The organism is Streptomyces fumanus (assembly GCF_014655295.1).
Lineage (GTDB): Bacteria > Actinomycetota > Actinomycetes > Streptomycetales > Streptomycetaceae > Streptomyces > Streptomyces fumanus.
Genome location: NZ_BNBI01000005.1, coordinates 427,484 through 453,386 on the forward strand (window position 1 = coordinate 427,484; position 25,903 = coordinate 453,386).

Here is a 25,903-nt window from a genome sequence, read left to right on the forward strand (position 1 = left end):
GTCCGCCGTCACCGGACGCCGAGGCCGGCGTCGTCGACCGCGGGCTCGCCCTCGGCCTTGAGGACCTTGTTGAGCGGGGCGAGGTCGTAGATGCCCTTCAGGTTCGGCTTCTCCAGCAGACCGGCCTGCACCGCGTGCTCGGCCTCGGTGTCGAGGGTGGAGGCCAGCGGGTCGTCCAGGAACTGGACGGACTTCCAGGCCGGGTCCAGGACCTCGGCGGGCAGCGCCTTGCCGGAGAGCTTCTCCAGCGCCTTGTTGGCGGACGCCTTGGCCCGGTCCGGGTCGGCGTTGATCCACTTGTTGGTCTTCACCGAGCCGCGCAGCACCGCCTCGACGACGTCGGGGTGCTCTTTGAGGAACTTCTGCGACACGATGATGTTGGTGATCACGAACTTCTTGTCCGGCCACAGGTCGGCCTCGTCGAGCAGCACCTTCGCGCCGTCGGCGACCAGCTTGGACGCGGTCGGCTCCGGCACCCAGGCGCCGTCGACGGAGCCCGACTTGTAGGCGTCCGGGGTGACCTTGTTGTCGCTGCGCACCACGGAGACGTCGCCCTTGCCGCTCTCCGCGTCGACCTTCCAGCCCTGCTCGGCGATCCAGTTGAGGAACGCCACGTCCTGGGTGTTGCCGAGCTGCGGGGTGGCGATCTTCTTGCCCTTGACGTCCTTCAGGGACTTGATCTTCTCCGGGTTCACCACCAGCTTCACGCCGCCGGAGGCCGAACCGCCGATGATCCGCAGGTTCTTGCCCTCGGACTTGGTGTAGCCGTTGATCGCCGGGGACGGGCCGATCCAGCCGATGTCGATGGAGCCGGAGTTGAGCGCCTCGATCTCGGACGGGCCGGCGTTGAAGGTCGACGGCTTGATCGTGGTCCCGCCGAGTTCCTTCTGGAACAGGCCCTCCTGGACGCCGACCAGCGCGGTGGCGTGGGTGAGGTTCGGGAAATAGCCGATGCGCACCTCATCGGCGGAGAGCTTCTCGGCACCGGCGGCGACCTTGCTCTGCTGGTCGTCGTCGTCGGACTCGGAGCCGTAGCCGCAGGCCGTCAGCAGAAGGGGAAGCGCCGCTATGGCGGCGAGGGTGCGCAGGGTGAGCGGTCTGGCGGCAGACACGACAGGTGTCCTTTCGACGGAAGGGCTGCGGAGTGCTTCTCGGTGCGTGGGGGGTGCGTGCGGGCGCCGGGAGGCCGGTGGCGGCGGGCACGGTGACGGGCCGCCGGGGACGGACCGGGGCGCGGGGGCCCCGCCGGTGCCGCGGGTCTCAGACGCGCGGGCGGACGGGGCGACAGCAGGAGCTGGACGTGCGCAGCAGATCGATGTGCCGGCGGGAGGTGAGCATCGGCAGCGGTCTGCCGGCACGGCCGAACGGCACCATGATCCCCCCCTGCTCGACGAAAAACGGCCGGTGATCCCTAGTTTCCCCACCGGGTTGATAGGGATCGTGGCAGAAGGCGACGGCATCCCCAAGGGGTGTTCCGCATAGTGGGCACCTGTGTCTCAGGGAGTGAGATCAGGGGTTGGTCCAGGCCCCCGGGACGTCCGTCAGCGCCATGACTCCGGCGGGCAGCCGGGCGGCGGCCACGTCGGCGAGCGACACGCCTTCGAGGATTTCCCGCACATTGGACCGCAGCGCGATCCACAGCGGCAGCAACGATTCGGCGGGGCCCGCGTAGGACAGTTCCGGCGGGCGCACCCCGCGCACCGACACCAGCGGGCCGTCCACCACGCGGATGACATCGGCGATGCTCACGGACTCGGCGGGCCGGGCCAGCCGGTAGCCGCCGTTGCCGCCGCGCTGGCTGACGACCAGGCCGCCGCGCCGCATGTCGTTCAGGATGCCTTCGAGGAACTTGTGCGGAATGTCCTGGGCTTCGGCGATCGCCTCGGCCTTCACCGGTCCGTCGTGTCCTGACGCGGCGAGTTGCAGCGCGGCACGTACCGCGTAGTCCGCCCTGGCTGAGATCCGCATACGGGCATTATCCCGTACGGTCACGGCCGGGGCGCCCGGCCCTCGCCTCCGCGGCCGCTCACCCGATCACGAACGGCAGCCTCCCCGCGATCCCGCCCAGCGCGGCCCGTTCCGCACCGGTCGGGGCGCGCCGGCCGGTGCCGACGAGCAGCGCGTCGCGGTCGGTGAACGACGCGGGGAACACCGTACCGGTGCGCCGCTCCAGCATCTCCCGGGACCGGGCCAGCCCCGCCGCGGGCGGTCCCGCCCGGTCCGGCAGGTGGGCGACCAGGTCCAGGTGGTGCAGGGTCCACTCCAGGACGTACGCCGAGAGGTAGTCGCCCGCGGTGAGGACCTGGTCGCGGGTGCTCACCCGCAGGTGCGGGTCGGCGAGCTCGGCGGCCCGGCCGGCGGCGGACCCCACGTCGTCCAGGTGGAACCTCAGCAGCCACGGCTCCTGGTACGCGGCGGCCAGCCGGACGGTCAGCGCGTCGAGCGGGTCGTCGCCGGTGGGCGGGGTGGTGCCGACCTCCCAGTAGGTCACCGCGTCCCGGGTGGGTTCCGCCGTGGCCGGGGTGACCAGCGTGATCAGTACGTCCTGGGCGTCGACGACGAGGTGGCACACCAGGTCCCGCACCAGCCACCCGGTGCAGCCGGACGGCTTGGCGAAGTCCTCGTCCGGGAGGCCGGCCACCGCCGCGCGCAGCGCCGACCAGGAATGCGAGAAGAGATCCATCCCCGGCACGGTAGTGCGCGCACCGGGACCGGACAACGGCCGGTCACCTGGTCCCGCCCCGCGGGCCCGGAACCGGCCAGGGATCATCGTCGTCGCGGTCCAGCGGGCGCGCCGGGCCGCCCGGCCGGGTGCCGCGCCAGTCCAGGCAGAGCACGGTGGCGTCGTCCCTGAGCCGTCCCCGGCACGCCTCGTGCACCGCGCTCACCAGCGTCCGTACGGTCTCCCGGGGGTGCAGCGAGCGGGAGTCGCGGGTCAGCGCGGCCAGGTCGACCTTGGCGGCGGCCCGGTCCTGCATCCCGTCGGTGAGCAGCAGCAGCCGGTCGCCCGGCCGCAGCCGCAGGGTCTGGACGGTGTATGACAAGGCGGGCGGGACCGGCACACCGAAGGGCAGGTTGGCGCGCAGTCTCACTTCTTCGACCGTGCCGTCGCGCATCAGCAGGGGCCGCGGATGACCGGCGTTGACGAGCTGGACGACACCGGTGTCGAGGTGGACGCGGAGCAACTGGCCGGTGGCGAAGCCCCGGTGGTGTTCGATGAGCGCCTGGTGCGCCCGGCGGGCCTGTTCCGCGATGTCGCACCCGGCGCGGCGTGCCCCCCGCAGGGCGCCGAGCAGCAGGGTGGCCAGCAGCGCGGAGTCGGTGTCGTGGCCCATGGCGTCCGTGATGGACAGGTGCAGGGTGTCCCGGTCCAGGGCGTAGTCGTAGGTGTCGCCGCCGATGTCGTCGGCCGGCACCAGGCCGCCCGCGAGGGAGAACTGCGGTGCCTCGCAGCACGACGCGGAGGGCAGCAGGTGGTGCTGTATCTCGGCGGCGAGGCTGGTCGGCGTGGTCCGCCGGCCCCAGTGGTACAGGTCGGTGAAGCGCCGGTCGGTCACGATGATGTACGCCAGGGCCAGAGCCGCCCGGTTCACCTCCCGCAGCACGCTCCGGCCGGTGTGCGGGAGGGTCATCTCCAGCACACCGACGCAGTCGCCGCGGTTGGTGACCGGCGCGATGGCGAGGAAGCCGCCCTCGGCGTCCGGTTCCACCCGCAGCCGCTGGGATCTGAGCACCTTCTCGTAGACACTGCCGCGCAGTTCGATCCGTTCCGGATGGTCCCGCTGCGGGCCGTCGGCCGTGGTGATCCGGACCAGTTCCTCCCCGATGAGGTCGACGAAGAGGAAGGACACGCACATCGCGCCGAAGCGCTTCTGCAGATGGCGTGCCACGACATCGACCGACTCCACGGGCGACGCCGACCCGGCCTCCACCAGGACGTCTCCCAGACCGAACTCGTCACCGTTCAACGCCGCCTCCCTCCGCTGCCGCATCTTCTTCCCCCCGACCGCCCGGATCTCACCTGGCAGAGCGTCGAGGGATCACGGCTGAACGGCGATGACCGGTCGGAACCGCGTGGGCAAGGCGCTTGCGCGGTTCCGGATCGTTCCGGTGCGGCCTCGGTTCCGGTGCCGGCCGAAATGGCGCCGAACCGGGTCAGTCGAGTCCGAGGACGGCCATGGTGTGCTCCGCCATGCGCCGCTCGCCGAGGGCGTTGGGGTGGACCGGGACGAGGCTGTCGGAGAACAGGAGCGGCTCGATCCACCGGGTGCCCCGGTCCGCGCAGGCGTCGTGTCCCTCGGACACCGCGGAGAGGTCCACGTAGACGGCGCCGGTCTCCTCGGCGGCGCGCTGCACGGCGGCGTTGAGGTGGGCCTGGATGTCGCGCAGATAGGGGATGTCCCCGGCGGCGAGGGGCAGTTTGACGAAGCAGGACGGGTCGGCGGCGGCGGGCGTGATCCAGGGGTAGCCCAGGGCGGCCACCCGGGCGCCGGGCGCCTTGGCGCGGACCTCGCGCAGGGCGGCCTTGAGCGCGGGGTAGGTGTTGGTGTCGATCTGGTCGGTGAAGGTGCTGCCGTGCTTGTCCTTGCAGGGGCTGCCCTTGCCGCCGGTGAGCAGGCCCGCGCTGCCGCAGGCCGTCACGGCGTTGATGAAGGTGTTGTTGTCGTTGCCACCGATGGTCAGTGTCACCAGGTCGGTGTCCGCCTTCAGCGCGTTGATCTGCGGGGGGACGCCCGGGTACTGGGCCTCGGTGAAGTCCTTGGTCTGGGCGGCGCCGCAGGTGACGTCGTTCAGGCGGGCGCCGGTTCTGGCGGCTATGACGTGCGGGTAGTTGGCGGTGGAACGCAGACACAGCAGGTTGGACAGGTCCACGGGCAGCACCCCGGAACCGGCGCTGTAGCTGTCGCCGAGGGCGACGTAGTCGAGCGGTGTGCTCGCGTGGGCGGCGGGGCCGGCGAGGCCGAGGGACAGGGCCCCCGCCGTCGCTGCTGTCGCGGTCATGACACGCAGGGCGGTGTGCTTCCGCATGTGCTGCCTCTTCTCGGTGGTCGGGCGGGACACGGGCGTGCGGGCAGGGGGAGACGGCCCGCCGGGGCGTGCGGTGGTACGGGAGGGCGTCACGAGACGCGGGCGGCTCGGACGGAGCAGCCGACGGCGTTACCGCGAGGTAACACCGACTAGTAATGTGCGTCCCGTAAGACACGGAGTCAACACGGGCGACGGGACTTCTTGCCGCCCGTCCGATGCACGGCGCCGCGCTGACGCGACGGACGTACCGCGCGTCGTCCCGCCCGGGCCCGCCGGCGACTCCGTACCCGCGTCGGCCGCCCGGCCGCCCCGGCGCACGCGGCGCCGGGTGCGGTCAGGGCTTGGTCAGGGACCGGAACCCGGTGGGGGTCACGCCGGTGCGGTGGCGGAAGAAGGCGCGTAAGACGGTGGCGTAGCCGAAGCCGACGCGTTCGCCGCGGCAAGCACGGTGCCGTCGCCGCCCGTCTGCCCGGCGGGGAACCGGAGCACCTGGCCGGGCCGCACCCACGGCCGGTCACCGGGGCCTGCCGCGCCCGCACGCTGGACTTCGCGCGCCGCTGCGCCACCGGCTGAGGCGCCCGGCGGGGAGGGGCCGGGGACGTGCCGCGTTCCGGACGAAATGCACGCCGGGGGAACGAACCTTTCCGCCGCTGGTGTTGTATGGAGGCATGACTTCACTGCACAAGCTCGGCACCTCCGATCTCGAGGTCTTCCCGCTCGCGCTCGGCGGCAACGTCTTCGGCTGGACCGCCGGTGAGGCACAGTCCTTCGCGGTCCTCGACGCCTACACGGCGGCCGGGGGCAACTTCATCGACACCGCGGACGCCTACTCGGCCTGGGCCGAGGGCAACCGCGGCGGCGAGTCCGAGACGATCATCGGCAAGTGGCTGAAGCAGCGGGGCAAGCGGGCCGATGTCGTCATCGCCACCAAGGTGAGCCAGCACCCCGAGTACCAGGGCCTGCGCGCCGACACCATCAAGGCGGCGGCCGACGCCTCGCTGCGGCGGCTCGGCACCGACCACATCGACCTGTACTACACCCACTACGACAAGCCCGAGGTGCCGGTCGAGGAGATCATCGGCGCCCTCGACGAACTCGTACGGGCCGGCAAGGTGCGCTACATCGCCGCCTCCAACATCTCCGCCGAGCGGCTGCGGGCGTCCCTGGAGTTCTCCGAACGCGAGGGCCTCGCCCGGTACGTCGCGCTCCAGCCGCACTACAACCTCGTCTCCCGCGACACCTACGAGGGCCCGCTCCAGGACGTCGCCCGGGCGGCCGGACTGGCCGCGCTGCCGTACTACTCGCTGGCCTCCGGCTTCCTGACCGGCAAGTACCGCCCCGGCGCCACCGTGGAGAGCGCCCGCTCCGAGGGCGCCGCCCGGCACCTGGCGACCGACCGCGGGCAGAAGGTCCTCACCGCGCTGGACGAGGTGGCCCGCGCCCACGCCGTCCCGCTCGCCACCGTCGCCCTGGCCTGGCTCTCCGCGCAGCCCACCGTGCTCGCGCCGATCGCCTCGGCCCGCACGGTCGAGCAGCTCCCCGCCCTGCTGGGCGTGGCCGAGCTGCGGCTCACCGACGAGGACGTGGCCAAGCTGACCGAGGCGTCCGCCTAGCCGCACCGGTCAGGAATCGAGAAGCGCCGGCCACCGCACCGGCCTAGCGTGACGGACATGGCATCCATCGACTCCGTCACCCTGGAGGTGGCCGACCCCACGGCCGCCCGGCGCTTCCTCACCACCGCCTTCGGGCCGGACCCGCGGATCGGGCTGAGTACCGCCGAGGCACCGGCGACCGGCTTCCGCGGGTTCACCCTCTCCCTCGTCACCTCCCAGCCGGCCGACGTGCGCGCCCTGTCCGACGCCGCCGTGGCCGCCGGTGCCGAGGTGCTCAAGCCCGCCGCCAAGTCCCTCTGGGGCTACGGCGGTGTCGTGCGGGACCCCGACGGGACGATCTGGCAGCTCGTGTCGTCCGCGAAGAAGGACACCGGCCCGGCGACCGGGCGCGTCGACGAGATCGTGCTGCTGCTCGGCGTGGCGGACGTGGCCGCGAGCAAACGCTTCTACGTCGGCCAGGGCCTCACCGTGGCCAAGAGCTTCGGCGGCAAGTACGCCGAGTTCGCCTCCGGGCCGGACACCGTCAAACTGGCCCTCTACAAGCGCCGCGGCCTGGCCAAGCTCGCCGGTGTCGCCGCCGAGGGCACCGGCTCCCACCGGATCGCGATCGGCTCCGCCGCCGGGCCGTTCACCGACCCGGACGGCTTCGTCTGGGAGGCCGTGTCGCCGGCCGGAGTGGGCGGGCCTCAGAAGACCAGGCAGAGGTAGCCGCCCTGCTCGCCGGTGCCGATCCGGTCCACCGGCGGCACCAGTGCGGGGTCCGGCCGCCCGTACGCGGCCACCGCGCACGCCGGGTCGCCCACCACCCCGGCGGCGGCCATCCGCCGCGCGGCGGCCTCGGCGACGGGGGACGTGTACCACGTCGTGCCGGGGGGCGGGGTGAGGGTGAGAGTCGGGGGCGGGGTGACCGGGTTCGTCCTTGTGGGTGTCGCAGCGCGTGTCGGTGTGCGTGTCGGTGTGCGTGTGGGGGCCGACGGGCGGGTGCTCGGACTCCGTACGGGTGGCGACGGTGGTGTGCTCGGACTCCGTACGGGTGGCGACGGGCGGGTACTGGGACTCCGTACGGGTGGCGAGGAGCGGGCGCTCGGGCTCCGTACCGGCGTCGACGGCCGCGCGGTCGGTGTGCGTGCCGGTGCCGTCGTGTGCGTGCCCGGCGTGCTCCGGGGCGTACGGGGCGTACGGGGCGTCGGCGTGGCCGGGGTGCCGGGGCGGGTCGGGCGGGTGCTCGGCGGGGCGGGCGGTCGGCCGGTGCCGGACGTCGCCGTGGGCCGGGGAGTCCGTGTCCGGGGCCCCGGCGACGCGGTGCCCGGGGTGCGGGTCGGTGTCGGCCGTGCTGTGCTCGACGTCGCGGACGGCAGCGGTGCCAGGGTCGGCAGGGACAGGTCGGCGGAGGACGACGGCGAGGGTTCGGGCGTGCCGTCGTCCTGGTTCACCAACGCCCACACACCGACCCCGCCGAGGATCAGCGCGGCGGTGCCGCCCGCGATCCAGGGGGCACGCCGGGGCGGGCGTCGATGACGGTTCATGTGCCCACTGTCCACCGAGGGCCGACCGGGCGCGCGTCGAACGGGCGGCGCGTTTGGTCCGGTCGGCGGTGGGTAGCGCCGACCGCCCGCACGGGACCGTACGGCCTCGTGGTCCTACAGCGCCTGGAGCCGAGGACGGCCGGCCGCTTCCGGCTGCCGGCGCGCGGGGTCGGCGGACTCCAGGCGGAGCATGGCCTCCTCGTCCGCGGTGCCGGGGACGGCCTGGTAGACGACCATGCGCTGGCCGCCCGACCGGGCCAGCCGCATCACCTCGTAGGTCAGGGTCATCAGGCCGGCCTCGGGATGCCGGAAGGTCTTCTGGCCGCCGCCGCGCTCGCAGACGTCGTACCGCTCCCAGAGGGTGGCGAACTCCGGTGACTTCAGGACCAGTTCGCCGACGAGCGCGGTCAGCTCCGGGTCGTCCGGGTCGGCGCCGGCGACCGCGCGCAGATGGGCCACCGAGCGGGCCACCGTCTCCTCCCACGGCTCGTACAGCGTCCGGCCGACCGGGTGCAGGAAGAGGTAGCGGGTGAGGTTGCGCCGCTCCTCCGGCCAGTCCCACAGGCCGGTCAGCAACCGCCGGGCGGGCGGGTTGGCGGCCAGGACGCGGTTGTAGCGGGTCACCACGTAGGCGGGCAGCGGACGGACCGACTCCAGCATCCGCAGGACCGAGTCGCGGACGGTGTCGTCGGGGGTGGCCGGCAGCTCCGAGGGCCGCCCGGAGGCCAGTTCGGCCAGTTCGTGCAGCCGCTCGTAGGCGTCGCCGCGCAGCCTCAGGGCGCGGCCGAGGGCGTCCACGACGGCGGGGGAGGGGTTGGTCTCCCGGCCGCGCTCCAGCCGGATGTAGTAGTCGACGCTCACCCCGGCGAGGGCGGCCAGCTCCTCGCGGCGCAGCCCGGGGGTGCGGCGCAGGCCCGCGCCGGCCGGCAGACCGACGTCCTGCGGACGCACCTGCGCCCTGCGGGCCTTGAGATACCGGCCGAGTTCCGTGCCTCGCGCGTCCGCTGCTGCCATCCCGTCATTGTCGCAGCCCCGGGAGGCGCGTGAGGGGCCGTGTCAGGGCCTGGAACACCGCACCCGGGTACGCCGCGGTCTGCCGCCCGGCCGCCGGAAGGCGGAGAGTCGGCCGGGAGCGGGCGGCCCGGCCGGCCGGGACCCAGGGGGTGCGTGACACCGGACCGCGGCCCGGACACCGGCCGGGGCCGCCCGCCGCGCCCCGTCCGGACCGCTCGTACAGGAGTCGTTCACCATGCCGAGCACGCCGTACCGCCCTTCGTCCCCGTCCCCGGCCCCGGCCGCCGCGCCCGGACGGCCGTCGGCGCGGGCCCGGCCGGCGGTGCCGCGGCGCGGCGGCACCGCGCTGGTCGCCTCGCTGCTCGGCTTCACGGTGATCACCATCGACGTCTCGGCGGTGAACATCGCGCTGCCCGCGATCCGGGACTCCCTCAGCGGCGGCATGACCGGCCTGCAGTGGGTGGTGGACGCCTACACGCTGATGTTCGCGGCCCTGATGCTCTCCGCCGGTGCCCTCGCCGACCGGGTCGGCGCGCGCCGCGCCTACGGCTGGGGCGTCGCCCTGTTCACCCTCGCCTCCCTCGGCTGTCGCGCTCGCCCCGGGGATCGGGGTGCTGGTCGGCGCGCGGGTCGCGCAGGGCGCCGCCGCCGCGGTCGTGCTGCCGGCCTCGCTGGCGCTGATCCGGCACTCCTACGACGACGCCCGGGCGCGGGCCCGCGCGATCGCGCTGTGGACGGTGGGCGGCTCGGTGGCGATGGCCGCCGGGCCGGTGCTGGGCGGGCTGCTCACCGACTCGGCGGGCTGGCGGGCGGTGTTCCTGCTCAACCTGCCGGTGGGCGCCGCGATCCTGCTCCTGCTGGTCCGGGTGGAGCGCTCGCCGCGCCGGCCCGCCGCGCTGGACCCCGGCGGCCAGCTCACCGCCGTACTGGCCCTGGCCGGGCTGGCGTTCGCGGTGATCGAGGGCGGCCATCTGGGCTGGACCAGCGGGCCGGTGCTGACCGCCGCCGCGCTCGCCGCCGTCTCCGGGTGCGCCTTCCGGGCGGTCGAGGCCCGGCACCCGCGGCCGATGGTGCCGCTGGGCATGCTGCGCAACCGCGGGGTGGCCGTGCCGCTCGCGGTCGGCTTCGCCCTCAACGCCGCCTTCTACGGCGGGATCTTCGTGCTGGGGCTGTACTGCCAGCAGGTGCGCGGCATGTCGGCGATCGAGGCCGGGCTGATGTTCGTGCCGATGTCGGCGGTGGTGACGGTGACCAACCTGGTCTCGCCCCGGCTCGCGGAGCGGATCGGGCGGCGGCCGGTGATCGTCGCCGGGCAGGTGGTCTTCACCGTGGCGATGCTGGCCCTGCTGCCGCTGGCCGCGCACACCCCGGTGTGGCTGGTGCTGGTCCTGCTGCTGCCGCTGAGCGTCGGCGGGGCGCTCGCCGTGCCCGCGGTGACCGCGCTGCTGATGGACGCCGTGCCCAGCGAGCGGGCGGGGACCGCGTCCGGGCTGCTCAACGCCCTGCGGCAGACCGGCGGCGCGCTCTCCGTCGCCCTCTTCGGCGGTCTGCTCGCGGGCGGCGGCGACGGGTTCTCGCTGCCGGGCCTGCGCGTCGGGCTGGTGGCCGTCGCCGCCCTGCAGCTCGGCACGGCCGGGCTCGCGCAACTGGTGCTGCCCCGGGGGTGAGCGCACCGGCCGGGGCCCGGCCGTGACGCGCGTGAGCCCCGCACCGGGGCCGGTGCGGGGCTCACGCGTACGGGCGACGGGCGCGGCGGATCAGTCGGTGCCGGACTCCATCGCGGCGCGGTCGAGCAGCTCGTCGTCGCCGGAGACCTCGCCGCGCGAGGCGATGGCCTCCGCGCCGCCCTCCGGCATGCTGCCGATCAGCCCGGTCGCGGCGGCCTGGGCGGCGCCGATGGCGGGGCTCGCGGTGCCGATCAGCCCGAGACCCGCGTACTGCTCCAGCTTGGCGCGGGAGTCGGCGATGTCCAGGTTGCGCATGGTGAGCTGGCCGATCCGGTCCACCGGGCCGAACGCCGAGTCCTCGGTGCGCTCCATGGACAGCTTGTCCGGGTGGTAGCTGAACGCGGGGCCGCTGGTGTCCAGGATCGAGTAGTCCTCGCCGCGCCGCAGCCGCAGCGTCACCTCACCGGTGACGGCCGCGCCGACCCAGCGCTGGAGCGACTCGCGCACCATCAGCGCCTGCGGGTCCAGCCAGCGGCCCTCGTACATGAGGCGGCCCAGGCGGCGGCCCTCGGTGTGGTACTGGGCGAGGGTGTCCTCGTTGTGGATGGCGTTGACCAGCCGCTCGTACGCGGCGTGCAGCAGGGCCATGCCGGGGGCCTCGTAGATGCCCCGGCTCTTGGCCTCGATGATCCGGTTCTCGATCTGGTCGGACATGCCCAGGCCGTGCCGGCCGCCGATGGCGTTGGCCTCCATCACCAGGTCGACGGCGGAGGCGAACTCCTTGCCGTTGATCGTCACCGGGCGGCCCTGGTCGAAGCCGATGGTCACGTCCTCGGTGGGGATCTCCACCTCCGGGTCCCAGAACCGCACGCCCATGATCGGCTCGACGGTCTCCACGCTGGTGTCGAGGTGCTCCAGGGTCTTCGCCTCGTGGGTGGCGCCCCAGATGTTGGCGTCGGTGGAGTACGCCTTCTCCGCGCTGTCCCGGTAGGGCAGGTCGTGGGCGAGCAGCCACTCCGACATCTCCTTGCGGCCGCCCAGCTCGGTCACGAAGTCCGCGTCCAGCCAGGGCTTGTAGATCCGCAGGTGCGGGTTGGCCAGCAGCCCGTAGCGGTAGAACCGCTCGATGTCGTTGCCCTTGAAGGTCGAGCCGTCGCCCCAGATCTGCACGTCGTCCTCGAGCATCGCCCGGACCAGCAGGGTGCCGGTGACGGCGCGGCCGAGGGGCGTGGTGTTGAAGTAGGCCCGCCCGCCCGAGCGGATGTGGAACGCGCCGCAGGCCAGCGCGGCCAGGCCCTCCTCGACCAGCGCCGCCCGGCAGTCGACCAGGCGGGCGACCTCGGCACCGTAAGTCTTCGCGCGGCCGGGCACCGAGGCGATGTCGGGTTCGTCGTACTGGCCGATGTCGGCGGTGTAGGTGCACGGGACGGCGCCCTTGTCGCGCATCCACGCGACCGCGACCGAGGTGTCGAGGCCGCCGGAGAAGGCGATGCCGACGCGCTCGCCGGCGGGAAGGGAGGTGAGGACCTTGGACATAGCAAGAGTATGCATCAACTCGCATGGTCATGCAAAGCCATACTCAACAACACGCGGGGCAAAGAAAGTTGAGCAAAGCAGATCAACATCTGGTTGGATTGGGTAGATGATCTTGAGTTACCGTCCTTGAAAGGCGACCGCTGATGACTTCCGTCCTCGACCCCGGTGCGACGACGGCCCGCCGCCGTCCGGCCGGCCGCCCCGGTGTTCCGCAGGCCCACGGTCACGGTCGCGGGGGGTTGATCATGTCGATGTCCCAGTACCCGTCCGACGCGGCGCCCGACGCCAGAGGCACCGGCCTGCTCCGGCTGATGGCCGACCCGCGCACCCCGGTCTTCGTCACCGTGTACGCCGGTGGCCGCCGCCGCTACGGCTACTGGCAGCCGTACGACGCCCGGACCGGCCGGGGCGGGTGCTACGTGGCGCTGCCGACGGCGGTCTGCGACCGGCTGTACGACACGGGACGGATCACGCTCGGCGAGCCCCTGGTGGACCCCACCAAGACGACGTACCGGGTCCGCCCGGCCCGCACCCCGGCCCCGCCGGCCCGGGCCCAGGTGGCGCCGGTGCGCATCCCCGAGGCCCCGGTGCGGGCGTCGGCGCAGCGGCTCGCCGCCTGACCGGTCACTCCGGCGGGAGCCGCCCGGTCAGCTTCCGCCAGTCCTCGCGGGCCTCCTCCAGCGCGGCCCGCGCGGCCGCGCGCCGGGGGTCCTGGCGGTTCAGCTCGCGCAGCCGGGTCAGCCGTTCGCGTGCCGTGTCGACGGCGCCGGTGTCCGCCCGCAGCTTCGCCAGCTCCGCCTCGGCCCTCTCCAGTTCCTCCGGGAGGCGGTCGCGGAACAACCTCTCCTCGGCGATCGCGTTCTGGACGGTCACGGCGAAGTCGCGCACCCGGTCCTCGTCGTAGCGGGGCTCGCTGGGGTCGGTGGCGGGCGGGGAGTGCGGGTACTTCGCCCGGTGCACGCGTCCGGTGGCGTCGGTGCAGTACACGGAGTGGTTCAGCCGCCCCGGTTCGAAGCGGACCTCCAGGTCGGCCAGCCCGATCGTCCGGGTGCCGGTGGACGTTCTGATCACGAGCCGGTGCCGGAACAGGGTGAGCTCCCCGAGCGCGTCCAGTCGCTCGCCGCGGCCGGGGGCGCGCAGCGCGGCGAGGTGCCGTTCGGCGCCGGCCAGCCGCTCCTTCCGCCCGGCCTCGGCCCCGGCCAGTTCCCGCTGCGCCCAGGACTCGTCCTGCTCCACCCTGCGCGCCCAGGCGCGGACCCCCTCGCGCGCCGCCGCCAGGGCCCGCCTGCGGTCCCGGTGCCGCCGGCCGAACGCGTGGCCCCAGGCACCCGGATACCTGGTCCGGTGCCGGGCCGCCCAAGCGAGCGCGCCCAGCACCACGAGCAAGCCGATCCCGATCAGCATCACACCCGTCCCCTCCGCCGCGATGACCCAGTCATACCGGGACCGGGCCGATCACGGCAGGGGGCACGGGCGGCCGGGGCCGCGCCGTCCGTGCCTCAGCGTGCCGCCGCCTCCCGGCGCTCCGCCCGCCGCAGCGCCGCCAGGGACGGGTCGAGGGCGGGCACGGCGGCCAGGAGCTGCCGGGTGTACGGGTCCCGGGGGGAGCGGTAGATCCCGTCGGCCGGGCCGTACTCGACCACGCGCCCCGCGCGCATCACCGCCAGCCGGTCGCTGACCTGCCGGACCACGGCCAGGTCATGGGCGATGAACACCAGTGCCAGGCCCAGCTCGCGCCGCAGCTCGTCCAGGAGCGCCACGACCTGGGCCTGCGTGGTCACGTCCAGCGCCGAGACCGGCTCGTCGCAGACCAGCACGCGCGGGTCGGCGGCCAGCGCGCGGGCGATGCCGACGCGCTGCCGCTGGCCCCCGCTGAACTCGTGCGGGTAGCGGTCGTAGTGCGCGGCGTCCAGACCGACCCGCTCCAGCAGTTCCGTCACCCGGGCCCGGACCGCCGGGTCCCGCTCGCCCCGGGCGCGCAGCGGGTCGGCGACCGACTCGCCCACGCTGCGCCGGGGGTTGAGCGAGGAGACCGGGTCCTGGAACACCATCTGCACGTCCCGGCGGACGCCCGTGACGGCCACGCCGTCGCGGCGGACCTGCCCGGCCGTCGGCTCCAGCAGCCCCACCAGCATCCGGCCCAGTGTGGTCTTGCCGCTGCCGCTCTCGCCCACCACGCCCAGCGTCTCGCCGCGCCGCACCTCGACCGACACGTCGTCGACCGCCGTGAACGCCTTCGCCCCGCGCCCGAAGACCCGGCGCAGCCCGACGGCCTCCAGCACCACCTCGCCCGGTGCCGCGCCGGCCGGGGGACGCGGGCGGGGCACGTCCACCCGGGGCACCGACTTCAGCAGTCGCCGGGTGTACGTCCGGGCCGGCGACCCCAGCACGGAGGCGACCGGGCCGTGCTCGACGGCGCGTCCGTGCCGCATGACGAGGACCTCGTCCACGCTCTCCGCGGCCACCCCCACGTCATGGGTGACCAGCAGCAGCCCCATGCCCGTCTCCTCGCGCAGCGTGTGCAGCAGGTCGAGGATCTGGGCCTGCACGGTCACGTCCAGGGCGGTGGTCGGCTCGTCCGCCACGAGCAGCTCGGGCTCACAGGCCAGCGCCATCGCGATCAGCGCCCGCTGCCGCATCCCGCCGCTGAACTCGTGCGGCCGGGACCGCGCCCGCCGGGCGGCGTCCGGGATGCCCACCCGGTCCAGCACCCGCACGGCACGCGCGCGTGCCGCCCGCCGGGACACCCGGCGGTGCGCCCGGTACACCTCGGCGATCTGGTCGCCGACCGCGTAGTACGGGTCGAGCGAGGACAGCGGGTCCTGGAAGACCATCGCCGCCGTCCCGCCGCGCAGCGCCCGCAGTTCCGCCTCGGAGGCGGTGCCGACGTCGGTCCCGGCGACCCGGACCGTGCCGGTCACCTCGGCGCCGGTGCCCCGGTGCAGCCCGAGCAGCGCCGCCGCCACCGTGGACTTGCCCGAACCGGACTCGCCGACCAGGCCGAGCGCGGCCCCCTTGGCCAGCCGCAGGGAGAGGTCCTCCACCGCGCGCACGGCACCGAAGGAGACCGACAGCCCGTCGACCTCGACCAGACTCATGACAGCACCGTCCTCCGGTCGGCCACCGCGTACAGCACGTCCGCGACGGCACTGGCGAGCACCACGAAGAACCCGGTCAGCAGGACCATGCCGACGACGACCGGCAGGTCGACGACGTTCACGGCGTGCACGAGTTCCCGCCCGATCCCGGGCAGTCCGAACAGCGACTCGGTGAGCACCGCCCCGCCGAACAGCGACCCCAGGTCGTTGGCGTTCAGCGCGATCAGCGGACCCACCGCACCCCGCAGCGCGTGCCGCCGGACGATGGCCCGCTCCCCGACGCCGTAGGCGCGGAAGGTGCGCACATGGTCCTCGGCGAGGGTCTCCAGCATCGCCGCCCGGGTCAGCCGCGCGTACTTGGCGGCCTCGATCAGGGCCAGCGACAGCCACGGCAGCAGCAGGTTCCACGCCCACTGCTCCGGATCGTCGGTGAACGGCACGTACTGCGGGAAGGGCAGCCACCGCAACTGGCCGCAGACCAGGACCATCAGCAGCAGCCCGATGACGAACACCGGCGTGGCCCAGCCGGCCAGGGTGATCCCGGTGAGCACCCGCTCCTCCAGGCGCCCGCGCCGCCACACCGCGAGGACACCGGCGCTCACCCCGAGCAGCAGCCACAGCGCCATCGCGCCGAGCGCCAGCGACGCGGTGACCGGCAGCTTGGCCAGGATGAGCCGGGTGACCTGCTGGTCGCTCTGGTACGACAGGCCCAGGCACGGTGCCGGGCAGTGCTCGGCCGAGGTGCCGGTGGAGTAGTCGTGGCCGGCGAACAGGCCCTGCAGGAAGTGCAGGTACCGCACGTACAGCGGGTCGTCGAGCCGCAGTTGCTGCGCGACCTGCTGGACCTGGGCGGGGGAGCAGCGCGGGCCGCAGGTGATCTGGGCGACGTCGCCGGGAGCGGCGTAGAAGACCAGGTACACCAGGACCGAGATGGCCAGCAGGGTGACCAGCGCGCCGAGGGCGCGGCGCAGGGCGAAGCCGAGGAAGCCGTGCGGGACGCTCACGCGCGTGCCTCCTTGCGGCGGCCGGTGCCGACACCCAGCCGGGAGGCGGCGCGCGGGTCGAGGGCGCGGCGCACCCCGTCGCCGAGGACGGTGAGCGCCAGCACGGTGACGAACAGCAGCCCGGCGGGCAGCAGCAGATACTGCGGCGCCGCCTGGTACCAGACGTTGGCCGAGGTCAGCATCTGCCCCCAGGACGGGGTCGGCGGCTTCACCCCGGCGCCGAGGAAGCTCAGCGCGGCCTCGGCGGAGATGTTCACCGGGACCAGCAGCGCGGCGTAGGTGATGACCGGCGCGCCCAGCGCGGGCAGCAGCTCACGGCGGGCGATCCGCCAGGAGCCCCAGCCGCTGAGCCGGGCGGCGGCCACATGGTCGAGCTGCTTGAGGGCCAGCGTCGACGCGCGGACGATCCTGGCGATGGAGCCCCAGCCGATCAGCCCGATCACGCTCGCGACCAGCACCGGACGCGGGAACCCGGCCGGCACCACGGCCAGCAGCGCCAGCGACATCACCATCAGCGGCAGCGCCACCACCACGTCCGTGAACCGGCTCAGGGCCTGGTCGACCCACCGGTTGCCGAGCCCGGCGGCGATGCCGATCAGGACCCCGAGGCCGACCTGGACCAGGGTCGCGGCGAGCGCCACGCCGAGGGAGACCCGGGCGCCGTACACCAGCCGCGCGAACAGGTCGCGGCCGGTCTGCGGTTCGACGCCGAGCCAGTGGTCGGCGCCGATGCCGCCGAGCGCGCCGACGGGGACCCCGCCGCGCGCCGAGTCGACCAGGCCGGGGTGGTACGTGGTCGGGCTCTGCCCCTCCAGCGCGGTGAGCAGCGGAGCGGCGAGCGCGACCAGGACGAGCAGCGCGACGGCACCGGCCGCGACGAGAGCGGCCCGCTGCGCGCGCAGCCGCCGCCAGAACTGACGGGCCCCCGAGGCGGGGGCGAGCACCAGGCCGGTGCCCGCCTCCGCGACCTCGGAGACCACTTGGGCCTCACTCATCGAACTACTTCACCGCGACCTGGGAGATGTCCAGCACACCGGTCCAGTCGCTGATCACGACGTTCTTGATGTCCTTGCCGTACAGCCGCTTGTAGACGGGGTGGAACAGCGGCACGGTCAGCGCCCGCTCGCCGATCTTCTTGTCCAGGGCGCCCCACCGCTTCGCCGCGGCGTCCAGGTCGGTGAGCTTGTTGATGGCGTCGATCTCGTCGTTGACCGACGTGTCGTTCAGGAAGCCGGTGTTGAAGTTGGCGCCGTCCTTCACGATCTGCCGGCCGTCGAAGATCGGGGCGAGGAACGGGCCGCCGGACGGCCAGTCGGCGCCCCAGTGCGCCAGGAAGAACCCGGGCTCGGTCTTCACGTCGTGGACGGTGTCGGAGTAGTCGTTGTCCTCCAGGCCCTCCAGCTTCACGGTGATCCCGGCCTTCTTCAGCGCGTCCTGGACGGCGGTGGCGATCTCCGGGCCGGTCTCGAAGTCCTTGGCGTTGGAGTGGGTGAGGGTGATGGTCAGCCCGTCGGGGTGACCCGCCTCCTTCAGCAGCTCCCTGGCCTTGGCCGGGTTCCCGGAGTCACCGGCCGGGAAGTGGTCGTAGGGCGTGTACCCGAAGGACTTCTGGTTCGGCAGGTAGGTGGTGGCCGGCTCGGCCAGCGACGAGCCGCCCGCCGCGTTGATCACCGAGCTGCGGTCCACGGCGTACGCGATGGCCTGGCGCACCTTCGGGTCGTCGAAGGGCTTCACCTTGGGGTTGAAGGCGAGGTAGTTGGTGTAGCCGAAGTGGCCGGTGCCGACCCGGGAGGCGAGTTCCTTGTCGCCGCTGACCTGGGCGAGTTCGGCCGGGCCGAGGTTGGTGTCGGTGGTGACGGCGGCGGCGTCGGCGCCCTGGGAGGCGGACAGCCGCTGGTTGACGACCGAGGAGTCCAGGCCCGAGCGGACGTCGATCCGGTCCGGGTACGCCTTGCGTTCGGCGTCCGTCTTCGCCGACCAGTGCGGGTTGCGCTCCAGGACCAGCCGCTCGCCGTCGTTCTGGTTCTCCACCACCTTGTACGGGCCCGAGGAGACGGGGTGTTCCTCGTACTTGGTGCCCTTGTCGGCGGACTTGGGCACCGGCGCGAACTGGGTCTGGGTGGCCAGGTAGGGGAACTCGCCCTCGGGCTTGTTCAGATGGAAGACGATGGTGCGCTCGTCCGGCGTCTCGATCGAGTCGAGCCCCTCGCCCTTGTCCTTGTAGGGCCCCTGGTAGTCGGCGCCGCCGATCAGCCAGTCCCGCAGGTACGGTGCGCCGCCGGACAGTTCGGGGGCGAAGGACCGCTCGATGCCGTACTTGATGTCGGCGGAGGTGATCGCGGTGCCGTCCTCGTACTTCAGCCCTTCCTTCAGGGTGTACGTCCACACGGTGGCGTCCTTGCTGGGACGGCCGGTGTCGGTGGCGAGGTCGGGCACCACCTCGGCGCCCTCGGCCCCGTTCTCCCGGTTGCGGGTGGTCAGGGTGCGGAAGACCAGGGAGGGCACGTTGCCGCCGCCGGAGGTGTAGAGCCGGGCCGGGTCGAAGTCCTGCTGCGGATCGGCGTTGAGGACGGTGAGGGTGCCGCCCTTGTGGGGTTCGGCGTCCGCGCCACCGGAGGTGGCATCGTTGTCCTCCGGCCCGCAGGCGGCCGCACCGGCCGTCACGATCAGGCTGACGGTCAACGCGGCGGCGGCGCGGCGCGTTCTGCGGGACGAGTGGAACATCGGGGAACGACCTCTCGAAAGGAGCCGCCTCGCTTCGCGGGCGGCGGTGGCACGGGGGCAACGGTGCGGCGGAGTCCGCCCCGGCGCGCTCGTGACGGCCGCCGGACACCCCCCGGGTACGCCGATGGCGTGCGGGGAGGGGGACCGGAGGAGGCCAGGAAAGGTCGGGCAACGCGACGTGCGCGCCGGAGGCGGACGTCAGCGACAGAGAATGTCGGCCACGCAGAGCGGGGTCACGCCGATCAGCGCCAGCTCGAAGGCGGCGCGTGCGGTGGCGTGGACGGACGACATGGGCAGAAATATGAACGAACATGCGACAGAAGTCAAAAGCGACCGGGGCGCCGAAGATCCGCGGGGCGGGAACACGGGGCGGGGGCCGGGCGTTGGGACTCACGACGAGATGTGCGAGGCGCGCCCCGCGCCCTGACGAGGGAGGTGACCGACGTGGCCCGGACAGCCCACGTGGTGCACCTGTACTCCCGGCCCCACATCGACCTCCAGCGCGTGGCCGGCGCGCTCTGTCGCTCCTGACACCCCCGCCCGGACCCCCGTCCGGGCGCTCCGCCGGCTCCGCACGCGCGCCTCCGCTGTGCCCGCGCGAGGGCCGGCGCTTCCCTCGTGGATCCGCATGGATCCGCATGGATCTGCCGAAGGCTTCTCCCGGACCTCCAGGAAGGCGTCCCCGTGCCCTCGACTCCCCTTGCCCCGCTGCACCTCGCCGTCGCGCTGGACGGCACCGGCTGGCACCCCGCCTCATGGCGGGAGCCGGTCGCCCGGCCCCGTGAACTGTTCACCGCCGCCTACTGGGCCGACCTGATCGCCGAGGCCGAGCGCGGCCTGCTCGACTTCGTCACCATCGAGGACGGCCTCGGCCCCCAGTCCTCGCACTTCCTGGACCCGGACGACCGCCGTGACCAGGTCCGCGGCCGGCTCGACGCGGTCCTGATCGCCGCCCGTGTCGCACCCCTGACCCGGCACATAGGGCTGGTCCCGACCGTGGTGGCCACGCACACGGAGCCGTTCCATATCTCCAAGGCCATCGCCACCCTCGACTATGTGAGCACCGGCCGTGCGGGACTGCGCGTCCAGATCACCGCCCGGCCCAACGAGGCCGCCCACTTCGGCCGCCGCACCCTGCCCAGGATCGCCGCCTACGACGATCCGGCCGCCCGGGAGGTGGTGACCGACCTGTTCGACGAGGCCGCCGACCACGTGGAGGTCGTACGGCGCCTGTGGGACAGTTGGGAGGACGACGCCGAGATCCGGGACGTCGCCACCGGCCGGTTCATCGACCGCGACAAGCTGCACTACATCGACTTCGAGGGCCGGTACTTCAGCGTCAGGGGCCCTTCCATCACCCCGCGCCCCCCGCAGGGCCAGCCGCCGGTCACCGCCCTCGCCCACGACACCGTGCCCTACCGCCTGGTGGCCCGCGCCGCCGACGTCGGCTACGTCACCCCGCACGACACCGGCCAGGCCCGCGCGATCATCGCCGAGATCCGCGCCGAGCAGTCGGCCGCCGGACGCGCCGGGGAACCGCTGCACGTCTTCGCCGACCTCGTGGTCCACCTCGACGACGACCCCGCCGAGGCGGCCGCCCGCCGCGACCGGCTCGACACCCTGGCGGGCGAGGAGTACACCAGCGACGCCCGTGTCTTCACCGGCACCCCCGCCCAACTCGCCGACCTGCTCCAGGAGTTGCAGTCGGCCGGGCTCACCGGGTTCCGGCTGCGGCCCGCCGTCGCCGGGTACGACCTGCCCGCCATCACCCGGGGCCTGGTCCCCGAACTCCAGCGCCGCGGCGCCTTCCGCCGCGCCTACGAGGCCGACACCCTGCGCGGCCTGCTCGGACTGCCCCGCCCCGCCAACCGCTACGCCGCGGCCTGAGCCGAGGAGCCCACGACACCATGACCAAGCCGCAGAAGCAGATCCACCTGGCCGCCCACTTTCCCGGCGTCAACAACACCACCGTCTGGAGCGACCCGGAGGCCGGCAGCCACATCGAGTTCGCCTCCTTCGCCCACTTCGCCCGCACCGCCGAACGCGCCAAGTTCGACTTCCTCTTCCTCGCCGAGGGCCTCCGGCTGCGCGAACAGGGCGGCAAGATCTACGACCTGGACGTCGTCGGCCGCCCCGACACCTTCACCGTCCTCGCCGCGCTCGCCGCCGTCACCGACCACCTCGGCCTGACCGGCACCATCAACTCCACCTTCAACGAGCCCTACGAGGTGGCCCGCCAGTTCGCCAGCCTCGACCACCTCTCCGGCGGCCGCGCCGCCTGGAACGTCGTCACCTCCTGGGACGCCTTCACCGGGGAGAACTTCCGCCGGGGCGGCTTCCTGCCGCAGGAGGAGCGCTACTCCCGGGCGAAGGAGTTCCTCGCCACGGCCAACGAACTCTTCGACTCCTGGCGGGACGACGACCTCGTCGCCGACCAGGCCGCCGGTGTCTTCCTGCGCGACGCCGGGGCCGGCGCCTTCGTCCACCGGGGGCAGCACTTCGACATCCACGGCCGGTTCAACGTGCCGCGCAGCCCCCAGGGCCGCCCGGTGATCTTCCAGGCCGGGGACTCCGACGAGGGCCGCGAGTTCGCCGCCGCCGGTGCCGACGCCATCTTCAGCCGGTACGCCGCCCTGGACACCGGCCAGTCCTTCTACACGGACGTGAAGTCCCGCCTCGCCCGGTACGGCCGCCGCCCCGACGACCTGCTCATCCTGCCCGCCGCCAGCTTCGTCCTCGGCGACACCGACGCGGAGGCCGAGGAACTCGCCAAGGAGGTGCGCCGCCGGCAGGTCAGCGGGGCGACCGCCATCAAGCACCTGGAGTTCGTCTGGAACCGCGACCTGTCCGGGTACGACCCGGACGGGCCGCTGCCCGACGTCGACCCGCTGCCCGGGGAGCACACCGTCGCCCGCGGCCGGGCCCAGGTCCGCATGTACCGCGACCCGCTGGCCACCGCCCGGGAGTGGCGGGAACTGGCCGCGGCCCACAACTGGTCCATCCGCGACCTGGTCATCGAGACCGGCAACCGGCAGACCTTCGTCGGCTCCCCGGCCACCGTCGCCGAGACCATCAACGCCTACGTCCAGGCCGACGCCGCCGACGGCTTCATCCTCGTCCCGCACATCACCCCGGGCGGCCTCGACGGGTTCGCCGACCGGGTCGTCCCGCTGCTCCAGGAACGCGGGGTGTTCCGCACCGAGTACACGGGCCCCACCCTGCGCGACCACCTCGGGCTCGCCCACCCCGACGACGCGCGCGGCGAGCGGGCGGCGTCCTGACGTCCCGTCGCCGGGGCGGGTGACCGACCCGGCGACGGCCCTGGCACGCCACCGCCCCCCTCGGGCCACCCGGGCGTGCCAGGGCCGGCCCTTCCGGTCCGTCGGACGGGAAGGGCCGGCCGCCGAGCGCGAGGACATCGCTCAGGCCCTGTCCTTGGGCGGTGTTCTCACACTGGTCGTCCTCGCACGGCGCCCCGAGGACGCGGGAATGACCCAGGCGCGCACAGGCGAGGACATGGCCGGAGTGGTCGTCGGCGTAAGGACTCCGGCCGCTCTTGGTCGGTCATGGCACGACCCGGGGGCCAGGGGTCAGCAAAGCGACACGCGGTCGGATGCCGAAGCATCCGGCCCTGCGGTCGCCGCCCCCAGAGTAGGGCACCGCGCGGCGGTCGGAACCGGTATTTCCGGCCGTTCGGCCGCGCCCGGCCGGGCCGGTGCGCGGGTCCGCCGAGCCCCGCCCGCCCCTCCGGCGGGCCGTCCGGCGCGGTCCGGGGCACGGCGGCGGTCCGTCGCCGCCACGCGGGGGCACCGGAACCCCGCCGGCACCACCGGGCCGCGCCGCCATGGCACGGGGTGACCGCGCCCGGCCGACGCGACGACTGTCCGAAGCCGACCCGCCGGGGGCCGGGGGCGCCGATTCCGTTCGTCCCTCACATAGGGGGACGGGGGGCACCGATTCCGTTTGTCCCTCACGCAGGGGGACGGGGGCCCGATGCCGTTCGTCCCTCAGGCCCGGCCCCGGCCCGCCGTCGTGCGCAGGGTCAGTTCGGCCTGCGCCAGGGCCTCGACCGGTGCCGGGTCGTCGAGTCCGGGTACGCAGACCACCTGGCCGGCGTCCAGCGCGGCCAGCGAGGCGTGGACCACCTGGTCCACCGGCATCCCGCCCTCGTCGTGCACGGTCTGCTCCCGTCCGGCGACCGGCGCCTCGCCCCGCGACCGGTGGAACTCGGTGGCCGTCAGCCCCGGGCAGAGCACCTGGACGCGCAGCGGCGAACCGGCCAGTTCGGCGGCGAGCGTACGGGTGAAGGTGACGACGTACCCCTTGGTCCCGCCGTACACCGCCCGCTGCGGCAGCGGGCCGGGCGGCAGGGAGCCGGCGAAGGCCAACTGGGAGGCCACGTTGACCACGGTGCCCCGCCCGCGTTCCAGCATGGCCGGGACCACCGCCCGGGTCAGCGCGGTCACGGCGACGACGTTGACGGTGAGGACCTTCGCCATCAGGTCGGGTTCCAGTTCGGCGAACGGGCCGTAGCCGTTGATGCCCGCGTTGTTGAGCAGGAACCCGATGTCCTCGCCCGCCGCCCGCTCGGCCACCCGCGTCAGGTCGTCGGGGTCGGAGAGGTCGGCCACCAGGGTCTCCACCGTCGTGCCCGTCTCCTCACGCAGCCGCCCGGCGAGGTCGTCGAGCCGCTGCGCCCGCCGGGCGACCAGGACGGTGTCCCAGCCCGCCGCGGCCAGTCGCCCCGCGTAGGCCGCGCCGATGCCGGAGGAGGCGCCCGTCACCAGGGCCGTGCCGTGTCGTGTACTCACTCTTGCCTTGCCTTTCGCCCCGCTGTCCGGTTCTTGCCGTGATCGCTCACAGGTACCCGGTCCGGCCCGGACCCCAACCGGCGGGTCGGCCACCCGGGGGCCCGGTCAGGGCGCCGGCGCGGGGTCGGAGACCTCCAGCTCGGCGACCAGCCGGTCCAGGGCGGGCAGGGCGCGGGCGAGCACCGCGCGGTCGGCGGGGGGCAGCGCGTCGACGACCCGGGTGAGCGCCGCGGTGCTGGCCCGGTCGTAGCGGCGCAGCAGGTCCTGTGCCTCGCGGGAGGCGGTGAGGACGACGGTGCGCTGGTCGTGGTCGGGCCGGACGCGTTCCACCAGGCGCGCGGCGGACATCGTCCGTACCAGATTGCTGACCGTGGACGGCGCCACCCGCAGCAGGGCGGCCGCCGCGCCGGGGGAGAGGCCCTCGGGGGACGTGGACAGCGCGCGCAGCAGCTCGATCTGCGCCTCCGGCAGGTCGGGGAGGCCCTCGGCGTTGCGGGTGGCCCGCAGCACGGCCCGGCGCAGCGGTCCGAGCAGCCCGCCGAGCCCGGCCGCGACGCGGGCGGCGTCCGCGTCCTCGGCCGGCTCGCCGCCGCCGTGTCCGTGCGTCGCCTGGTCCGTGCTGTGGTGCGTCCCTGTCATCCCTCCATTGTGCGGCCGGCGCCGGGAGGGTCTCAGGGCCGGGGCCGGAACGCCGCGCCCTGCGCGGGCGGGCCGCCGCCGATGGTGGTGAGCATCTCCCGGCACAGGTCACGGAGCTTGATGTTGCGGCGCTGGGAGGCCATGCGCAGCAGCCTGAACGCCTCGTCGGCGTCGCAGCGCTGCTGGCCCATGATCACGCCGATCGCCTGGTCGATGACGCTGCGGGACTCCATCGCGGTCTGCAGGTCGGTGGCGTACTCCTGGGCGTCGGAGAGCCGCTGCGCGAGCGCGATCGCCCCGGTGGCCTGCGCGGCGAGCGCCCGCAGGTTGTCCAGGCCGGCCTCCAGGAAGCCGTCCACCGTCGACGAGTACAGGTTGAGCGCGCCGGCCGTGTCGGTGTGGGGGGCGATCGGCAGCGAGGCGGACGACCGGGTCCCGCGGGCGACCGCGTAGGCGGGGTAGGGGCCCCAGCGGGTCTCGTCGAGCATGTCGCTCACGATGACCTCCCGGCCCGTGCGCAGCGCCTCCAGGCAGGGCCCGTCGTCCTGTCCGTACTGGGCCTCGTCCAGGTCGGGGGCGATGCCGCCGGCGCTGGCCACGGTCAGCGGGCGGTGCTGCCGCTCCACGGTGATCCCGGTCCCGGCGGCCGTGGGCGCCATGGACAGGGCGCGCTCCGCGAGCATCTGGAGGAACTGTTCGAGGGAGTCGGTGCTCAGCAGGAGTGAGGTCACGTCTGGGAGCCCGTGCGCCTGGTCGGTCATGATGTCTCGCTTCCTTCGGGGCACCCGGCCCGTGGGCCGGCGTCCTGGACGGTCACCGGGGACGACGGTATGCGACCCGAGGAGAGGTCTCCGGCGGGGCCGGCCGACCGGTCCGGCCGGAGACGGACCTGACGGCGGCCGCTCCTGCCACTATGCCTCGCCCACCGGCCCCGAGGCGTCATCCCGCCGTGACGGCGGGCCCCGGAGGCCGGGAATGCGGCCGGGGGCCAGATGGTTGAACGGTGCGTCTGACGTGTTCGAGTCAATCGGCTCGGGCGGTGGACGGAAGGAGCACCTCATGGCACGCGCCACCACGCGACCGGTCGTCAAGCTGAAGTCGACGGCCGGCACCGGGGTCACCTATGTGACCCGCAAGAACCGACTGAACGACCCCGACCGGCTGGTCCTGCGCAAGTACGACCCGGTGGCCGGCGGGCACGTCCTCTTCCGCGAGGAACGCTGACCCCCCGCCCCGTCCGCGC

General features: G+C 73.8%; 27 protein-coding genes and 1 pseudogene. 9 read left to right on the top strand and 19 right to left on the bottom strand.

What is annotated here, in order from left to right:
* Positions 1-8 precede the first annotated feature (8 nt).
* From IE316_RS13775 to IE316_RS13795, 6 genes are all read right to left on the bottom strand, one after another.
* On the bottom strand, positions 9-1,112 hold the full coding sequence (locus IE316_RS13775; RefSeq protein ID WP_190204558.1) for an aliphatic sulfonate ABC transporter substrate-binding protein: 1,104 nt from the start codon (positions 1,110-1,112) through the stop codon (positions 9-11).
* A 148-nt stretch (positions 1,113-1,260) separates the two neighbouring features.
* Positions 1,261-1,374 carry a putative leader peptide gene (locus tag IE316_RS36225; RefSeq protein ID WP_351057104.1) on the bottom strand — a complete coding sequence of 38 codons (114 nt, stop codon included), beginning with the start codon at positions 1,372-1,374 and terminating at the stop codon, positions 1,261-1,263.
* 135 nt (positions 1,375-1,509) lie between these two features.
* Entirely contained in the window at positions 1,510-1,968 is a 459-nt protein-coding gene (locus IE316_RS13780) for an RrF2 family transcriptional regulator (RefSeq protein WP_190204559.1), read from the bottom strand.
* Between the two features lie 58 nt (positions 1,969-2,026).
* A complete protein-coding gene (locus IE316_RS13785; protein WP_190204560.1) occupies positions 2,027-2,683 on the bottom strand; it encodes a maleylpyruvate isomerase N-terminal domain-containing protein in 657 nt (218 codons plus the stop codon).
* A 43-nt stretch (positions 2,684-2,726) separates the two neighbouring features.
* Positions 2,727-3,968 carry a PP2C family protein-serine/threonine phosphatase gene (locus tag IE316_RS13790; RefSeq protein WP_373311176.1) on the bottom strand — a complete coding sequence of 414 codons (1,242 nt, stop codon included), beginning with the start codon at positions 3,966-3,968 and terminating at the stop codon, positions 2,727-2,729.
* Positions 3,969-4,155: 187 nt separating this feature from the next.
* Entirely contained in the window at positions 4,156-5,028 is an 873-nt protein-coding gene (locus tag IE316_RS13795; RefSeq protein ID WP_190204562.1) for an SGNH/GDSL hydrolase family protein, read from the bottom strand.
* 668 nt (positions 5,029-5,696) lie between these two features.
* On the opposite strand from IE316_RS13795, the gene IE316_RS13800 reads away from it, so the two are divergent.
* Both IE316_RS13800 and IE316_RS13805 read left to right on the top strand, forming a co-directional pair.
* Entirely contained in the window at positions 5,697-6,641 is a 945-nt protein-coding gene (locus IE316_RS13800) for an aldo/keto reductase (protein WP_190204563.1), read from the top strand.
* Between the two features lie 57 nt (positions 6,642-6,698).
* On the top strand, positions 6,699-7,349 hold the full coding sequence (locus IE316_RS13805) for a VOC family protein (RefSeq protein WP_190204564.1): 651 nt from the start codon (positions 6,699-6,701) through the stop codon (positions 7,347-7,349).
* Here IE316_RS13805 and IE316_RS35940 read toward each other — a convergent pair.
* Complete coding sequence (locus tag IE316_RS35940) at positions 7,328-7,462, bottom strand: hypothetical protein (protein WP_268257640.1); 135 nt, start codon at positions 7,460-7,462, stop codon at positions 7,328-7,330. The two genes, IE316_RS13805 and IE316_RS35940, sit on opposite strands and share 22 nt — an antisense overlap.
* A 193-nt stretch (positions 7,463-7,655) precedes the next feature.
* Between IE316_RS35940 and IE316_RS13810 the strand changes: the two genes are divergently transcribed.
* Complete coding sequence (locus IE316_RS13810) at positions 7,656-8,159, top strand: hypothetical protein (RefSeq protein ID WP_190204565.1); 504 nt, start codon at positions 7,656-7,658, stop codon at positions 8,157-8,159.
* 122 nt (positions 8,160-8,281) lie between these two features.
* Here IE316_RS13810 and IE316_RS13815 read toward each other — a convergent pair whose 3' ends face one another.
* Positions 8,282-9,181 carry a helix-turn-helix domain-containing protein gene (locus IE316_RS13815; RefSeq protein WP_190204566.1) on the bottom strand — a complete coding sequence of 300 codons (900 nt, stop codon included), beginning with the start codon at positions 9,179-9,181 and terminating at the stop codon, positions 8,282-8,284.
* Between the two features lie 42 nt (positions 9,182-9,223).
* A complete protein-coding gene (locus tag IE316_RS35520; protein ID WP_229910391.1) occupies positions 9,224-9,625 on the bottom strand; it encodes a hypothetical protein in 402 nt (133 codons plus the stop codon).
* Between IE316_RS35520 and IE316_RS13820 the strand changes: the two are divergent.
* Positions 9,555-10,848: pseudogene (locus tag IE316_RS13820) on the top strand (MFS transporter). The gene IE316_RS35520 and the pseudogene IE316_RS13820 sit on opposite strands and share 71 nt — an antisense overlap.
* Positions 10,849-10,938: 90 nt before the next feature.
* Here the strand turns inward: IE316_RS13820 and argG are convergent.
* Positions 10,939-12,384, bottom strand: coding sequence for an argininosuccinate synthase (argG, locus tag IE316_RS13825; RefSeq protein ID WP_190204567.1), 1,446 nt, complete (start codon positions 12,382-12,384; stop codon positions 10,939-10,941).
* A 245-nt stretch (positions 12,385-12,629) separates the two neighbouring features.
* On the opposite strand from argG, the gene IE316_RS13830 reads away from it, so the two are divergent.
* Positions 12,630-13,004: a hypothetical protein gene (locus IE316_RS13830; protein WP_229910383.1), complete on the top strand. Its 375-nt coding sequence runs from the start codon at positions 12,630-12,632 to the stop codon at positions 13,002-13,004.
* Between the two features lie 4 nt (positions 13,005-13,008).
* On the opposite strand, the gene IE316_RS13835 is transcribed toward IE316_RS13830, so the two are convergent.
* The 6 genes from IE316_RS13835 to IE316_RS36230 all read right to left on the bottom strand — a co-directional run bounded on the left by IE316_RS13835 (position 13,009) and on the right by IE316_RS36230 (position 19,501).
* Positions 13,009-13,788 (bottom strand): hypothetical protein, encoded by a 780-nt coding sequence (locus tag IE316_RS13835; protein WP_190204568.1) that lies wholly within the window; start codon positions 13,786-13,788, stop codon positions 13,009-13,011.
* Between the two features lie 95 nt (positions 13,789-13,883).
* Entirely contained in the window at positions 13,884-15,482 is a 1,599-nt protein-coding gene (locus IE316_RS13840; RefSeq protein WP_190204569.1) for a dipeptide ABC transporter ATP-binding protein, read from the bottom strand.
* A complete protein-coding gene (locus IE316_RS13845; RefSeq protein ID WP_190204570.1) occupies positions 15,479-16,486 on the bottom strand; it encodes an ABC transporter permease in 1,008 nt (335 codons plus the stop codon). Before IE316_RS13845 ends, IE316_RS13840 begins: the two co-directional genes overlap by 4 nt.
* On the bottom strand, positions 16,483-17,481 hold the full coding sequence (locus IE316_RS13850) for an ABC transporter permease (RefSeq protein ID WP_190204571.1): 999 nt from the start codon (positions 17,479-17,481) through the stop codon (positions 16,483-16,485). Before IE316_RS13850 ends, IE316_RS13845 begins: the two co-directional genes overlap by 4 nt.
* Positions 17,482-17,485: 4 nt before the next feature.
* Positions 17,486-19,210: an ABC transporter substrate-binding protein gene (locus tag IE316_RS13855; protein ID WP_190204572.1), complete on the bottom strand. Its 1,725-nt coding sequence runs from the start codon at positions 19,208-19,210 to the stop codon at positions 17,486-17,488.
* Positions 19,211-19,408: 198 nt separating this feature from the next.
* On the bottom strand, positions 19,409-19,501 hold the full coding sequence (locus tag IE316_RS36230) for an Ms4533A family Cys-rich leader peptide (RefSeq protein ID WP_351057097.1): 93 nt from the start codon (positions 19,499-19,501) through the stop codon (positions 19,409-19,411).
* 174 nt (positions 19,502-19,675) lie between these two features.
* Here IE316_RS36230 and IE316_RS36235 point away from each other — a divergent pair, with 174 nt between their 5' ends.
* The 3 genes from IE316_RS36235 (at position 19,676) to IE316_RS13865 (ending at position 22,491) form a co-directional block, all read left to right on the top strand.
* Positions 19,676-19,741 carry a putative leader peptide gene (locus IE316_RS36235; RefSeq protein WP_361164240.1) on the top strand — a complete coding sequence of 22 codons (66 nt, stop codon included), beginning with the start codon at positions 19,676-19,678 and terminating at the stop codon, positions 19,739-19,741.
* A gap of 153 nt (positions 19,742-19,894) precedes the next feature.
* On the top strand, positions 19,895-21,097 hold the full coding sequence (locus IE316_RS13860; protein WP_190204573.1) for an LLM class flavin-dependent oxidoreductase: 1,203 nt from the start codon (positions 19,895-19,897) through the stop codon (positions 21,095-21,097).
* 20 nt (positions 21,098-21,117) lie between these two features.
* Positions 21,118-22,491, top strand: a complete 1,374-nt coding sequence (locus IE316_RS13865) for an NtaA/DmoA family FMN-dependent monooxygenase (protein ID WP_190204574.1) — start codon at positions 21,118-21,120, stop codon at positions 22,489-22,491.
* A gap of 726 nt (positions 22,492-23,217) precedes the next feature.
* Here IE316_RS13865 and IE316_RS13870 read toward each other — a convergent pair.
* The 3 genes from IE316_RS13870 to IE316_RS13880 all read right to left on the bottom strand — a co-directional run bounded on the left by IE316_RS13870 (position 23,218) and on the right by IE316_RS13880 (position 25,421).
* On the bottom strand, positions 23,218-24,021 hold the full coding sequence (locus IE316_RS13870) for an SDR family NAD(P)-dependent oxidoreductase (RefSeq protein WP_190204575.1): 804 nt from the start codon (positions 24,019-24,021) through the stop codon (positions 23,218-23,220).
* A gap of 105 nt (positions 24,022-24,126) precedes the next feature.
* A complete protein-coding gene (locus IE316_RS13875; RefSeq protein WP_190204576.1) occupies positions 24,127-24,660 on the bottom strand; it encodes a MarR family winged helix-turn-helix transcriptional regulator in 534 nt (177 codons plus the stop codon).
* 32 nt (positions 24,661-24,692) lie between these two features.
* The gene (locus IE316_RS13880) at positions 24,693-25,421 is read right to left on the bottom strand and encodes a GAF and ANTAR domain-containing protein (protein WP_190204577.1); all 729 of its coding nucleotides are present in this window, start codon (positions 25,419-25,421) and stop codon (positions 24,693-24,695) included.
* Positions 25,422-25,719: 298 nt separating this feature from the next.
* Between IE316_RS13880 and rpmG the strand changes: the two genes are divergently transcribed.
* On the top strand, positions 25,720-25,884 hold the full coding sequence (gene rpmG / locus IE316_RS13885) for a 50S ribosomal protein L33 (RefSeq protein ID WP_190204578.1): 165 nt from the start codon (positions 25,720-25,722) through the stop codon (positions 25,882-25,884).
* The last annotated feature ends 19 nt before the right edge of the window (positions 25,885-25,903 follow it).

Excerpts from the sequence above, each read along its gene's own strand:
- IE316_RS36225 (WP_351057104.1), bottom strand. The coding sequence starts at position 1,374 with ATGGTGCCGTTCGGCCGTGCCGGCAGACCGCTGCCGATGCTCACCTCC.
- IE316_RS13780 (WP_190204559.1), bottom strand. The coding sequence starts at position 1,968 with ATGCGGATCTCAGCCAGGGCGGACTACGCGGTACGTGCCGCGCTGCAA.
- IE316_RS13785 (WP_190204560.1), bottom strand. The coding sequence starts at position 2,683 with ATGGATCTCTTCTCGCATTCCTGGTCGGCGCTGCGCGCGGCGGTGGCC.
- IE316_RS13795 (WP_190204562.1), bottom strand. The coding sequence starts at position 5,028 with ATGCGGAAGCACACCGCCCTGCGTGTCATGACCGCGACAGCAGCGACG.
- IE316_RS13800 (WP_190204563.1), top strand. The coding sequence starts at position 5,697 with ATGACTTCACTGCACAAGCTCGGCACCTCCGATCTCGAGGTCTTCCCG.
- IE316_RS13805 (WP_190204564.1), top strand. The coding sequence starts at position 6,699 with ATGGCATCCATCGACTCCGTCACCCTGGAGGTGGCCGACCCCACGGCC.
- IE316_RS35940 (WP_268257640.1), bottom strand. The coding sequence starts at position 7,462 with ATGGCCGCCGCCGGGGTGGTGGGCGACCCGGCGTGCGCGGTGGCCGCG.
- IE316_RS13815 (WP_190204566.1), bottom strand. The coding sequence starts at position 9,181 with ATGGCAGCAGCGGACGCGCGAGGCACGGAACTCGGCCGGTATCTCAAG.
- IE316_RS35520 (WP_229910391.1), bottom strand. The coding sequence starts at position 9,625 with ATGCCGCCGCTGAGGGAGTCCCGGATCGCGGGCAGCGCGATGTTCACC.
- argG (WP_190204567.1), bottom strand. The coding sequence starts at position 12,384 with ATGTCCAAGGTCCTCACCTCCCTTCCCGCCGGCGAGCGCGTCGGCATC.
- IE316_RS13830 (WP_229910383.1), top strand. The coding sequence starts at position 12,630 with ATGTCGATGTCCCAGTACCCGTCCGACGCGGCGCCCGACGCCAGAGGC.
- IE316_RS13835 (WP_190204568.1), bottom strand. The coding sequence starts at position 13,788 with ATGCTGATCGGGATCGGCTTGCTCGTGGTGCTGGGCGCGCTCGCTTGG.
- IE316_RS13840 (WP_190204569.1), bottom strand. The coding sequence starts at position 15,482 with ATGAGTCTGGTCGAGGTCGACGGGCTGTCGGTCTCCTTCGGTGCCGTG.
- IE316_RS13850 (WP_190204571.1), bottom strand. The coding sequence starts at position 17,481 with ATGAGTGAGGCCCAAGTGGTCTCCGAGGTCGCGGAGGCGGGCACCGGC.
- IE316_RS13855 (WP_190204572.1), bottom strand. The coding sequence starts at position 19,210 with ATGTTCCACTCGTCCCGCAGAACGCGCCGCGCCGCCGCCGCGTTGACC.
- IE316_RS36230 (WP_351057097.1), bottom strand. The coding sequence starts at position 19,501 with ATGTCGTCCGTCCACGCCACCGCACGCGCCGCCTTCGAGCTGGCGCTG.
- IE316_RS13865 (WP_190204574.1), top strand. The coding sequence starts at position 21,118 with ATGACCAAGCCGCAGAAGCAGATCCACCTGGCCGCCCACTTTCCCGGC.
- IE316_RS13875 (WP_190204576.1), bottom strand. The coding sequence starts at position 24,660 with ATGACAGGGACGCACCACAGCACGGACCAGGCGACGCACGGACACGGC.
- IE316_RS13880 (WP_190204577.1), bottom strand. The coding sequence starts at position 25,421 with ATGACCGACCAGGCGCACGGGCTCCCAGACGTGACCTCACTCCTGCTG.
- rpmG (WP_190204578.1), top strand. The coding sequence starts at position 25,720 with ATGGCACGCGCCACCACGCGACCGGTCGTCAAGCTGAAGTCGACGGCC.